This is a genomic window from Escherichia sp. MOD1-EC4550, assembly GCF_963876935.1.
Classification (GTDB): Bacteria; Pseudomonadota; Gammaproteobacteria; order Enterobacterales; family Enterobacteriaceae; genus Escherichia; species Escherichia coli_F.
Genome location: NZ_CAWNSE010000009.1, coordinates 162,365 through 174,976, shown reverse-complemented (window position 1 = coordinate 174,976; position 12,612 = coordinate 162,365). Strand labels below are relative to the sequence as shown.

Here is a 12,612-nt window from a genome sequence, read left to right as displayed (position 1 = left end):
CTACTTGGTCAACAGCAGCTTGCCAGCCTGAGTTTTACGAAGCAGATATTCTTGCCCGTCATGATCGATAATCAGTTTGCCATCCGGACCTAACAGTGTCTGGCTGGTAATTCGCCGAATGGGCTGCGGGGAAGCGGTCTTGTGATTGGCATCCGTTTCAGGCGTGAGTTTTCTGCTATCCGTATAACGCATAAAAATTAATAATAATTGATATAACAATGATTCTTATTATCAATATTCTGGCGGGCCAGAGCAAGCAGTAATGTGTTGAGAAGACAACAAGTTGCGCAGAAATGCCCATTCCGTCAGGAATGGGCACGCATTCAGAAGCGGGTATCAACCGCAGAGGCGAGTTTTTCGACCAGGCGTTCGGTATCTTCCCAGCCCAGACACGGGTCGGTAATCGATTGACCGTAAGTGAGCGGCTGACCGCCGACGATTTTTTGCGTTCCTTCGCGCAGGAAACTTTCCGCCATAATTCCAGCAATCGCCGTAGAGCCATTGCGGATTTGCTGACAAATATCCTCACAAACTTCTAACTGGCGACGGTGCTGCTTCTGGCAGTTACCGTGGCTGAAATCCACCACCAGATGTTCAGGTAAATCAAACTCGTGCAGCGTATCGCAGGCTGCGGCGATATCATCGGCATGGTAATTCGGTTTTTTGCCGCCACGCATAATAATATGGCCATACGGGTTGCCACTGGTCTGATAGATGGTCATCTGACCATTTTTGTCTGGCGAGAGGAACATATGGCTGGCGCGGGCTGCGCGGATAGCATCCACGGCAATCCGCGTGTTGCCATCGGTACCATTTTTAAAACCTACCGGACAGGAGAGTGCCGAAGCCATTTCACGGTGGATCTGACTTTCGGTAGTACGTGCGCCAATCGCGCCCCAACTGATTAAATCAGCAATAAACTGACCGGTCACCATATCGAGGAACTCAGTCGCGGTAGGGACGCCCAGCTCATTTACCTGTAAAAGTAATTTGCGCGCCAGCTCCAGACCGTGATTTACCCGATAGCTGCCGTTTAAATCCGGATCGGAGATTAGCCCTTTCCAGCCGACAACAGTTCGTGGTTTTTCAAAATAGGTGCGCATTACGATTTCCAGCCGTGACTGGTACTGGTTGCGCAGCGACTGCAGACGGGTGGCGTACTCCATTGCAGCGGTGAGATCGTGGATCGAGCAGGGGCCAATAATGACCAACAGTCGCTTATCTTCACCATTCAGTATTTTTTCAATTCTGCGGCGGGAGTCGGTGACATGGGTGGCGACGCCAGGCGTTACGGGATACCGTAGCGCGAGTTCGGCGGGCGTTACCAGGCTCTCAATACGCGCAGTACGGAGTTCGTCAGTTCTGTTCATTACAAGTCTCAGAAATTTGTTGCTTCTACGGCAGGACTACCGGGAAGTGATGCGCATCACGATAAACCAATCGCAGCTGATTTCAAGTGCGAGGTGTGTCACACCTCGCCGGGTGGTTAGCATGATAACAAAAAAACAAGTTAATGCACTAGTTCTCTAGTACATTCGACGACTAAGGCCCATGATATCAAGGATCTTGGTGGCAATCTCTTCTACCGAATAATTGGTACTGTTAATCCATGGGATCTGATTTTTACGGTACAACGCTTCCACTTCCGCGACTTCCATCCTGCACTGACGAAGCGAGGCATAGCGACTGTTCTCCCGACGTTCCTCGCGAATCGCCGCCAGACGTTCCGGGTCGATAGTCAGGCCGAACAATTTATGCTGAAGCGGTTTGAGCGACGCGGGTAGCACCAGATTATCCATATCGTCGGCAATAAAGGGGTAGTTTGCCGCGCGGATACCAAATTGCATTGCCAGATACAGACTGGTGGGGGTTTTACCACAGCGAGAAACGCCGAGCAGGATCACCTGAGCCTGGTCCAGATTGCGCAACGAAATGCCGTCGTCATGGGCAAGGGTGTAATCAATCGCCGCAATGCGCGCATCGTATTTATTGAGATTATTAGGGTTAAGGCCATGGGTACGATGAGCAATCGGCGTTGGATCCAGTTTCATCTCTTGTTGTAGCGGGGCAACCAGCGCCTGAACGATATCCTGGCAAAAGCCTTCACTTTGCAAGATGATGGCGCGAATCTCCGGCAACACGATGGAGTAGAAGACCAGTGGGCGCACACCTGTCTGGTGATAAATTGCGTCAATCTGATCCTTCACTGCCCGTGCACGGCTCTCATTTTCGACAAACGGCAGCGTAATGCTGCTGATAGTGACGGGAAATTGTGACATTACTGCGTGTCCTAATACCTCCGCAGTTATTGCCGTACCATCAGAAATATAAAAAACGTGGCGATCAACAGCATTATCCATTTTGTTCTTCCCGTAATGCAGACATAATTCTATGAAAGCATAAATTAAAAACGCACAGAAGCGTAGAACGTTATGTCTGGTTTATAAAATGAACCTTCAATTTTATTTTTTATGAAAACAGCATTTCATTTTTACGGTTTTGTTTATACCGATGGTTTATGTGGAAATTGTCGAAGAGAGCAGATTTGCGCAACGCTGGGATCAGTCTTAAAAAGTAAAAAAATATATTTGCTTGAACGATTCACCGTTTTTTTCATCCGGTTAAATATGCAAAGATAAATGCGCAGAAATGTGTTTCTCAAACCGTTCATTTATCACAAAAGGATTGTTCGATGTCCAACAATGGCTCGTCACCGCTGGTGCTTTGGTATAACCAACTCGGCATGAATGATGTAGACAGGGTTGGGGGCAAAAATGCCTCCCTGGGTGAAATGATTACTAACCTTTCCGGAATGGGTGTTTCCGTTCCGAATGGTTTCGCCACAACCGCCGACGCGTTTAACCAGTTTCTGGACCAAAGCGGCGTAAACCAGCGCATTTATGAACTGCTGGATAAAACGGATATTGACGATGTTACCCAGCTTGCGAAAGCGGGCGCGCAAATCCGCCAGTGGATTATCGACACTCCCTTCCAGCCTGAGCTGGAAAACGCCATCCGCGAAGCCTATGCACAGCTTTCCGCCGATGACGAAAACGCCTCGTTTGCGGTGCGTTCCTCTGCTACTGCAGAAGATATGCCGGACGCTTCGTTTGCCGGTCAGCAGGAAACTTTCCTTAACGTTCAGGGTTTTGACGCCGTTCTCGTGGCAGTGAAACATGTCTTTGCTTCTCTGTTTAACGACCGCGCCATTTCTTATCGTGTGCACCAGGGTTACGATCACCGTGGCGTGGCGCTCTCCGCCGGTGTTCAGCGGATGGTGCGTTCCGACCTCGCGTCTTCTGGCGTGATGTTCTCCATTGATACCGAATCCGGCTTTGACCAGGTGGTGTTTATCACTTCCGCTTGGGGCCTTGGTGAAATGGTCGTGCAGGGCGCGGTTAACCCGGATGAGTTTTACGTACATAAACCGACACTGGCGGCAAATCGCCCGGCTATCGTGCGCCGCACCATGGGGTCAAAAAAAATCCGCATGGTTTACGCACCGACCCAGGAGCACGGCAAGCAGGTTAAAATCGAAGACGTACCGCAGGAACAGCGTGACATCTTCTCGCTGACCAACGAAGAAGTGCAGGAACTGGCAAAACAGGCCGTACAAATTGAGAAACACTACGGTCGCCCAATGGATATTGAGTGGGCGAAAGATGGCCACACCGGCAAACTGTTCATTGTGCAGGCGCGTCCGGAAACCGTGCGCTCACGCGGTCAGGTCATGGAGCGTTATACGTTGCATTCACAGGGTAAGATTATCGCCGAAGGCCGTGCTATCGGTCATCGCATCGGCGCGGGTCCGGTGAAAGTCATCCATGACATCAGCGAAATGAACCGCATCGAACCTGGCGACGTGCTGGTTACTGACATGACCGACCCGGATTGGGAACCGATCATGAAGAAAGCATCGGCTATCGTCACTAACCGTGGCGGACGTACCTGTCACGCGGCGATCATCGCTCGTGAACTGGGCATTCCGGCGGTAGTGGGCTGTGGTGATGCAACAGAACGGATGAAAGACGGTGAGAACGTCACTGTTTCTTGTGCAGAGGGTGATACCGGTTACGTCTATGCTGAGTTGCTGGAATTTAGCGTGAAAAGCTCCAGCGTGGAAACGATGCCGGATCTGCCGTTGAAAGTGATGATGAACGTCGGTAACCCGGACCGTGCTTTCGATTTCGCCTGCCTGCCGAACGAAGGCGTGGGCCTTGCGCGTCTGGAATTTATCATCAACCGTATGATTGGCGTCCACCCACGCGCACTGCTTGAGTTTGACGATCAGGAACCGCAGTTGCAAAACGAAATCCGCGAGATGATGAAAGGTTTTGATTCTCCGCGTGAGTTTTACGTTGGTCGTCTGACTGAAGGGATCGCGACGTTGGGTGCTGCGTTTTATCCGAAGCGCGTCATTGTCCGTCTCTCTGATTTTAAATCGAACGAATATGCCAACCTGGTCGGTGGTGAGCGTTACGAGCCAGATGAAGAGAACCCGATGCTCGGCTTCCGTGGCGCGGGCCGCTATGTTTCCGACAGCTTCCGCGACTGCTTCGCGCTGGAGTGTGAAGCAGTGAAACGTGTGCGCAACGACATGGGGCTGACCAATGTTGAGATCATGATCCCGTTCGTGCGTACCGTAGATCAGGCGAAAGCGGTGGTTGAGGAACTGGCGCGTCAGGGGCTGAAGCGTGGTGAGAACGGGCTGAAAATCATCATGATGTGTGAGATTCCGTCCAACGCCTTGCTGGCAGAGCAGTTCCTCGAATATTTCGACGGCTTCTCAATTGGCTCAAACGACATGACGCAGCTGGCGCTCGGTCTGGATCGTGACTCCGGCGTGGTGTCTGAACTGTTCGATGAGCGCAACGATGCGGTGAAAGCACTGCTGTCGATGGCGATTCGTGCCGCGAAGAAACAGGGCAAATATGTCGGGATTTGCGGTCAGGGTCCGTCCGACCACGAAGACTTTGCCGCATGGTTGATGGAAGAGGGGATCGATAGCCTGTCTCTGAACCCGGATACCGTGGTGCAAACCTGGTTAAGCCTGGCTGAACTGAAGAAATAAAATAAATCCCCGGCGGCGTTTTGTCGCCGGGTTTATGTGATCCCCGAGATGAAACTTATTCAATCTCTTCACAGACATCCTGAGTTAATCGCCGCATAATATCTCTCCTTAACAAAAACTTTTGTATTTTACCTGAGGCAGTGCGCGGTAGTTTTTCGATTACCACGATATGTTCAGGATATTTATATTTCGCGACCCGTTTACGGCTAAAAAAAGTCACCACGTCTTCCAGCGATAATGAATGATGCGGCGCTTTCAGCACGACATAAGCGCATGAGCGTTCACCTAAACGTTCATCGGGCATCGCAACCACACAGGCATCGTGAATTTTAGGATGCTGCAATAAAATATCTTCTACTTCACGGCTGCTAATATTTTCGCCGCCGCGGACAATAATATCTTTCTTGCGCCCGGTTATTTTTATATAGCCAGCCTCATCCATTCGGCAGAGATCGCCGCTGTAATACCAGCCTTCTTCATCCAGCGCACGGGCGGTTAATTCAGGTTCATCAAAATACCCCATAAACACATTGGGGCCACGCGAAGCCTCTTCACCTACACAACCAGGCGGTAAGGTCTTGCGTGCATCATCGACCACTTTAATCTCTACGCCTGCGGCAGCGTAACCATCGGTGTTCATAAAGCGCGACAAAGGATCGTCGAGATTTACCACCGCATGCGGCGAACTTTCTGTGGAACCATAAACACTTAATAATTTAATGCCGCGTTGTTGGCATTCACGCGCCACCTTTTTGGGGATCGTGGTGCCGCCGCAAAGAAAGAAGCGGAGTGCTGAAAGGTCCGCAGGCTGTTTTTCCAGTAAGTTCAGCAAATCATAGACAAATGGCGTGGCGCCGAGCATACAGGTGCAACGCTGCTGCTCAAGCAGCGCGAGACACGCATCAGGAGTGAAAATATCTAACAACACGCTGCGAGCACCAATCAAAAAAGGTGCCGTTACGCCATGCAGAAAGCCCGTTGCGTGACCAAGTGGCGCAGGCATCATAAAGACATCCTGCCAGGTCAGGTTCAGCCGCGCGCAATATGCCCGCTCACTGGCGAGAATATTGTTATGCGTTAGCATCACGCCCTTTGGCTGCCCCTCAGTTCCGGAGGTAAATAGCACTGCTGCTAATTCATCGCCGTGGACCGTTATTGCCTTAGTCAGTGGGGTATTGTCGGCGATAAGATGACTTAACGAGAGGGACGAGGTGGCGGGGGCCAGTTTGTCGACGCCGACGATTTGCTGTAGTTGTGGAAGCTGATTTTGCAGCGGCAGGATTAAATCTACCGGACGCGTTTGTTTAAACAACGTCGGTGCAAAGAACATTTTTGCCTGACACTTATTGAGCACCCACACCAGTTCAGCCTCCCGCCAGGAAGGCAACAGCGGCACGGAAACCGCACCGGTTTTCAGGCAGGCAAGATAGATAACGGTAAATTCACACCAGCCAGGCAGTTGAAAAGCAATGCGATCCCCTGATTCAATACCCTTCGCGAGCATCCAGTTTGCCAGACAGCTCGCGGCATGATCGAGCTCGCTATAGGTGTACGATGCACCATGATTATCGACTACGGCAATTTTATCTGGCATCGCACGAGCGGTCTGCTGCCAGTAATCGGCCAGTGAAGCATCGCCCCATAACCCTTGCTGACGATACGCCGCACGACGTTGTTCGTTAAACGTTAATGTCACTTTCATTTTGGACTCTCGAAACAGAACATCAGGCCCGAGATACGGGCCTGTGGGATGCATGATTAGCCGTAGCGAAAATCAATACCGAAGGTGCCTGCGGGATATTGCCACTGTTCGAGAATCGTATTGCCACACAACACCCGACAGGTGCCGCATTCGAGACAACCGGCGGAATCAAAATGTATGTTTCCTGCGTCATCCTGCTTATACAGTCCGGCAGGGCAAGCTTTCATTAATTTACGGAATTCATTGATATCGGGATTTGCCGCCAGAATGATATGCGGGTGACCCTCATCAACATGGAATTTATTGACACCTAATTTGATGTCGACGTTAACCGTAGCGTTCTGGCTCATAGCGCGGTTGCTCCCTTAATGCCATCTTTCAGCAAGTTGATCAGCCCAATTTTCTTCGCATGTCCCATGATCATTTTGCGTACCGGTTGGTTAGGCTTACCGTCGATAGTGAACATTTCGTTCATGATGTCGGCGACCATTCGTGGGTATTGGCTAAACAGGCGCGGGTTTTCCATCAGCGCCGGGATCTTGCGAAAATGCTGCATATCACGCATGACGCAGCTTTGTTCCAGCTCACGTTTGTATTGCGCCAGGCTGCTGGCGGAGAAGTCAGCGCGTTCTTTAGCGGCAATCACTGTTGTGGCGGCAGCCTGGGCCGATGCGATGGCTAAATCCATTCCGCGAACCGTAAAGCCCAGATTGAGGCAGAAACCTGCGGCGTCACCGACGATCATCACACCATCGTTAACCAGCTGCGGTACCATTGCCAGACCGCCCTCCGGCACCATATGCGCGGAATATTCAAGCAGTTTGCCGCCGCTAATCAGCGGGCGAATTGCGGGGTGTTGTTTAAAATCTTCCAGCATTTGCGGCACGCTTTTTTTTGCATGGGCGATATCACCCAATCCACAAACCAGCCCCAACGATACGGAATCCTTGTTGGTATAGAGGAATCCGCCGCCCATCAAGCCGTCAGAAGGGGAACCGGCAAACAGCCAGGCGGCACCTTCCTCGCCCGTAACATTAAAGCGATCGTTGATCTGTTCTGGTGTGAGGCCAATAACCTCTTTAACACCAACAGCGTAATGATGCGGATCGGAAGCGGGAACCATTCCCAGCGAGCGGCCAAGCATCGAGTTAACGCCATCAGCCAGAATCACCACATTCGCTTCAAGAACATCATCCCCGGCCTGAACGCCAGTGACCTTATTTCCTTCACGAACCAGCGCATCGACACGAACGCCCGGGATAAACTGCGCGCCAGCCTGTTCGGCTTGTTCCATCAACCACGGGTCCAGACGATTACGCAATACGGTATAAGACGCGTGTTGCGGAACATCTGGTTGCTCGCGGTGAAAATCGAGGGTAACGGCACTCTCTTCGGTTAAGAAGGAGATTTTCTCGCGTGTGACCTTGCGTTCTACCGGTGCTGATGCAGCAAAGCCCGGAATGATCGCTTCAAGTGTGTGGGCATAAAGACGCCCGCCGGTCATATTTTTGCATCCGGCACTGTCGCCGCGTTCTATCACCAGGACATCCAGCCCGGCGCGCGCCATGACCAGTGCAGCAACGCTACCGGCAACGCCCGCACCGACCACAATGGCATCAAATTTGTCATCCGACATGCGTTATGCTCCCTTCCCGCTGCGTTTACAGCGGGAGATGTGGTTGAAAGGGAATTAGCGACTCAACTGACTAATCAGGGCAGGGACGACTTTGTAGATATCGCCCACCAGACCGTAGTCGGCATAGTTGAAGATTGGCGCATTTTTATCTTTATTAATGGCGACAATCACTTTTGCACCGTTGCCGCCAACCATATGCTGGATCTGCCCGGAGATCCCCAGCGTCAGGTAGAGATCGGATTTCAGCAACACGCCGGAGACACCGATATAACGTTCACGCTCCATCCAGTTCTCGCCTTCGGCAATTGGACGTGAACAGCCGACTTCAGCATTCAGCACCGCCGCCAGTTCGTGGACCATTTTCAGGTCATCCTGCGCCGCCAGACCACGACCGACGCCAACCACACGTTTTGCTTTGCTCAGGTCCACGCTGCTTGCCGCTTTCGCACGGCGTTCGCGACAGAGAATTTCATGACGCGGGGCAACATAAGGTACCGTTTCTGTCGGGCACTGATGAGAGATATCACTGGTGCACGGTTCCTGAACACCGGGTGCAAGGGTAATGATCGCCAGCGGGCTGTTGATCTTTTCCTGAGCGAACGCTAACCCGCCATACATCCGGTGTTCGGCGCAAATGTGACCATCGACAATATCCACCGCCGTGGCATCGTTCACCAGCGCCGCATTCAGTTGCACACTTAACCGTGCTGCCAGAGCTTTACCACGTTTCGTCGCGGCCAACAGCAACATAGCGGGGTGTTTATCTTTCAGCAGGGCAGCAATGCTTTCGGCGTAATTTTCAGTACGTTGCAGCGCGTCGTTTTGCTCAAGAACATAAATACATTTTGGCCCATAAGGCATAACTGCCTGCGCCTGGTCGGTATTTTGTACAATGGCATACACCTGTTGGCCCCATTGCTGAGCGCCGCCAAACAGTTCAGCATAACGTTCAGGATTATCGCTAAAGACCCAGACGCTGTTTAATTGACTCATCGTTTCTTCTCCGTAGGCTTCAGTTCAGGGCTTTCTTCAGATGTTCCGCCAGCTCGGCAATGGCCTCCGGCGAATCGTTATCGAGAATGATGTGCTTACGTTCTGTTTGCGGCGGTACGCGAATGCCGGTCAGTTCAGCAAGTGGCGTGCTCTGGCTCCAGCCAATATCACTTGCCTGCCACTGATTTACCGGTTTTTTACCCGCGCCGAGAATGGCTTTCATCGAAGGAATACGTGGCACGTTAATATCGGAGGTGACGCAGAGCACGGCTGGAACAGAGAGTTCAATAACTTCAACATCATCTTCAAGCGTGCGTTCAATCACCAGTGTATTGCCCTGACGCTGAATAGCACTTACTGCATTAATCACCGGAAGTTGCAGAATTTCTCCGACCAGCAAGCCAACCTGCTGGGCATAAAGGTCGCCGGAACCTTCACCAAAGATCAGTAAATCGAAGCCGATCTTTTCAACTGCTGCCGCCAGCGCCTTTGCGGTATCGAGAGGCAGTGCATGTTCAAGTTGCGCATCCTGCACCAAATACAGGCTATGCGGCCCGCGGGATAGCACGTCTTTGCGCACTTTCGAGTTCTGCAACAATGAGCCGCCAATGGTCAGCGCGGCTATCTCATCGTCATCTGTTGCAATCTGGCTTGCAGCTTCAATGGCATTGAGATCGAACTGGCTGATTTTGGCGTCGGCATTGTCGAAATTCAGGGTATATTCTGGAGTGACAACAATGTCCTGTTCTTCAGGCACCAGCTTAAAGCAGGTTATTATTTTCATGATTTCTCCTGTGAGTCGCATACGGAACCATCTCCGATGGAAGGTAAAAATGGCCTGAAAATAGTGTGCGATAGCGGTGCGGGGTTTTCGACGGAGCAAGCTGTTTTCCTTGCCAACAATCTTGCAAAAAAAATGCGATCGCTAAAACAAAAGTGCAATTTGCGGCAATGTTGTTATTCCATGACCGTACAATCTTGCATTCAGTGTAAATAATCTTGTTTAGCTCTCGCTAAACGCGGTTGTATAACCGCAATACACGCCGTATTTTATCCGGCATATATTGTTTTTGCTTGCTCATGGAATAGGGAGGTTGTCATGTATCAACGCTGTTTTGATAACGCCAGCGAAACGCTGTTTGTCGCCGGTAAAACGCCACGGCTTTCACGTTTTGCATTTAGCGATGATCCAAAATGGGAGTCCGGACATCACGTTCATGACAATGAAACCGAGCTGATTTACGTCAAGAAAGGGGTAGCAAGGTTTACCATCGATTCTTCGTTATATGTCGCGCATGCCGATGACATTGTGGTGATAGAACGTGGCAGGTTGCATGCGGTGGCCTCTGACGTTAACGATCCAGCAACGACGTGTACCTGTGCGCTGTACGGCTTTCAGTTTCAGGGGACTGAGGAAAATCAGCTACTGCAACCGCATTCTTGCCCGGTAATTGCCGCAGGGCAGGGAAAAGAAGTCATTAAAACCTTATTTAATGAGCTAAGTGTGATTTTGCCGCAAAGTAAAAATAGCCAAACATCTTCGTTATGGGACGCATTTGCCTATACGTTAGCAATTCTTTACTACGAAAACTTTAAAAATGCTTATCGTTCGGAGCAGGGGTATATTAAAAAAGATGTTCTGATAAAAGATATTCTTTTCTATCTGAATAATAATTATCGCGAAAAAATCACTTTAGAGCAGTTATCGAAAAAATTTCGTGCCAGCGTCAGTTATATCTGCCATGAATTTACCAAAGAGTATCGTATTTCCCCTATTAACTATGTTATTCAACGGCGTATGACGGAAGCGAAATGGTCACTCACTAATACTGAATTATCACAGGCAGAGATCTCCTGGCGTGTGGGTTATGAAAATGTCGATCACTTTGCCAAACTGTTTTTGCGCCATGTCGGCTGTTCGCCCAGCGATTACCGCAGGCAATTTAAAAACTGTTTTGCGGAACAAGAAATCTTATCTGAATTTCCTCAACCAGTAAGTCTTGCCGGATAAATCTGGCGGCGCAGTTTGTTAAGAAGCTGCGCCGCCTGCAGATTATTTGTTCTGATAATCTTTCAGGATCTGCCGACCTGCTACGTAAATCATAATTTCGTCTGTACCGCCGCCGATACGTTCACAACGGACATCACGCCAGAAGCGGGAGACGCGCGCCTCATCGGTATAGCCCAGACCGCCCATGATTTGAATCGCATCATCAATAACTTCCAGTGCGGTACGTGCGCAGTACAGTTTTGCCAGCGCCGCGCTGGTGCGCAGTGACTGATGCTGATCGGCTTGCCATGCCACTTTCAACACCATGTTGCGCATGTTGTCGATCTTAATCGCCATCAGCGCCAGTTTTTCCTGGATCATCTGGTTATGACCAATGGGCTTACCAAAAGCGATACGCTGGTTGGCATAGCGGGCGGCATCTTCAAAGGCACACTCGGCAAAGCCGGTGCTGCGCGCGGCGTTGATCAGGCGCTCCATCTCAAAGTTGTACATCACATTGAGGAAACCCATACCTTCTTCGCCCACCATGTCGCTCTCTTCAACCTCTACGTTGTCGAGATAGACTTCGCAGGTGCTGAGCATATGCCAGCCGATTTTATGCAGCGGGTTAATCTTAATGCCGGGCTTACTGGAGTCGACCCACCACAGGGTGAAGGCTTTTTTGGGATCTTTCGGTTCTGGATCGCGCGCCAGCACCAGCATATATGGGTACTCTTTCGCGCCGGTAATAAAGGTTTTCTGGCCGTTGATGTAAACCTTGCCATTTTTACGCGTGTAAGTGGTAGTGGCACTGTTATTGTCTGAGCCTGCGCCTGGTTCCGTCAACGCCAGGGCATAGGCGGGATCACCCGTTTCCAGGGTGCTCTCTGCCGTTTTACGTAGCTGCTCAGCAGAACCGAAACGGCGCATGCTGTGAATACATTGACCGTTGGTAATCAAAAATGCCGGAGCACCGCATTTTGACACTTCCATCAGCGCCAACATCTGGGTGACGTAATCCGCAGGGATGCCACCAAATTCTTCCGGCACGCCAAGCATAGAAATGCCGTTATCCGCCAGTGCCCGCATAAACTCACGCGGGTATGTCCCGTTTTGATCGCAGGTGCGGAAATACTCTTCCGGGAAGTTGGTCGTAATCAACTCGCGAATACTGGCCAGCAGCAGTTCTTGTTCTTCAGTTAAAGAAAAATCCATCATTA

The 12,612-nt window shown here is 50.8% G+C and carries 11 protein-coding genes; 2 read left to right on the top strand and 9 right to left on the bottom strand.

Features of this window, described 5'->3' with window-relative positions:
- From hemP to ppsR, 3 genes are all read right to left on the bottom strand, one after another.
- On the bottom strand, positions 1-192 hold the full coding sequence (hemP, locus tag AACU19_RS06070; RefSeq protein WP_001270810.1) for a hemin uptake protein HemP: 192 nt from the start codon (positions 190-192) through the stop codon (positions 1-3).
- A 131-nt stretch (positions 193-323) separates the two neighbouring features.
- On the bottom strand, positions 324-1,370 hold the full coding sequence (gene aroH, locus AACU19_RS06065; RefSeq protein ID WP_001082226.1) for a 3-deoxy-7-phosphoheptulonate synthase AroH: 1,047 nt from the start codon (positions 1,368-1,370) through the stop codon (positions 324-326).
- Between the two features lie 156 nt (positions 1,371-1,526).
- Positions 1,527-2,360, bottom strand: coding sequence for a posphoenolpyruvate synthetase regulatory kinase/phosphorylase PpsR (gene ppsR, locus AACU19_RS06060; protein WP_000368046.1), 834 nt, complete (start codon positions 2,358-2,360; stop codon positions 1,527-1,529).
- A 332-nt stretch (positions 2,361-2,692) separates the two neighbouring features.
- Between ppsR and ppsA the strand changes: the two genes are divergently transcribed.
- Positions 2,693-5,071 (top strand): phosphoenolpyruvate synthase, encoded by a 2,379-nt coding sequence (gene ppsA / locus AACU19_RS06055; RefSeq protein WP_000069375.1) that lies wholly within the window; start codon positions 2,693-2,695, stop codon positions 5,069-5,071.
- A gap of 55 nt (positions 5,072-5,126) precedes the next feature.
- On the opposite strand, the gene fadK is transcribed toward ppsA, so the two are convergent.
- From fadK to AACU19_RS06030, 5 genes are read right to left on the bottom strand one after another with little or no spacing between them, the layout of a single operon-like run.
- The gene (fadK, locus tag AACU19_RS06050; RefSeq protein WP_105278837.1) at positions 5,127-6,773 is read right to left on the bottom strand and encodes a medium-chain fatty-acid--CoA ligase; all 1,647 of its coding nucleotides are present in this window, start codon (positions 6,771-6,773) and stop codon (positions 5,127-5,129) included.
- A 56-nt stretch (positions 6,774-6,829) separates the two neighbouring features.
- Positions 6,830-7,123, bottom strand: a complete 294-nt coding sequence (locus AACU19_RS06045; RefSeq protein ID WP_000081071.1) for a ferredoxin family protein — start codon at positions 7,121-7,123, stop codon at positions 6,830-6,832.
- Complete coding sequence (locus tag AACU19_RS06040) at positions 7,120-8,409, bottom strand: FAD-dependent oxidoreductase (RefSeq protein WP_105278809.1); 1,290 nt, start codon at positions 8,407-8,409, stop codon at positions 7,120-7,122. The genes AACU19_RS06045 and AACU19_RS06040 overlap by 4 nt, the downstream gene beginning before the upstream one ends.
- A 54-nt stretch (positions 8,410-8,463) precedes the next feature.
- Positions 8,464-9,402 carry an electron transfer flavoprotein subunit alpha gene (locus AACU19_RS06035; RefSeq protein ID WP_000080696.1) on the bottom strand — a complete coding sequence of 313 codons (939 nt, stop codon included), beginning with the start codon at positions 9,400-9,402 and terminating at the stop codon, positions 8,464-8,466.
- A gap of 19 nt (positions 9,403-9,421) precedes the next feature.
- A complete protein-coding gene (locus AACU19_RS06030) occupies positions 9,422-10,186 on the bottom strand; it encodes an electron transfer flavoprotein (protein WP_105278808.1) in 765 nt (254 codons plus the stop codon).
- A gap of 315 nt (positions 10,187-10,501) precedes the next feature.
- Between AACU19_RS06030 and AACU19_RS06025 the strand changes: the two genes are divergently transcribed.
- Positions 10,502-11,413 (top strand): AraC family transcriptional regulator, encoded by a 912-nt coding sequence (locus AACU19_RS06025; protein WP_096984419.1) that lies wholly within the window; start codon positions 10,502-10,504, stop codon positions 11,411-11,413.
- A 42-nt stretch (positions 11,414-11,455) separates the two neighbouring features.
- On the opposite strand, the gene AACU19_RS06020 is transcribed toward AACU19_RS06025, so the two are convergent.
- The gene (locus tag AACU19_RS06020; RefSeq protein WP_105278807.1) at positions 11,456-12,607 is read right to left on the bottom strand and encodes an acyl-CoA dehydrogenase; all 1,152 of its coding nucleotides are present in this window, start codon (positions 12,605-12,607) and stop codon (positions 11,456-11,458) included.
- Between the last annotated feature and the right edge of the window lie 5 nt (positions 12,608-12,612).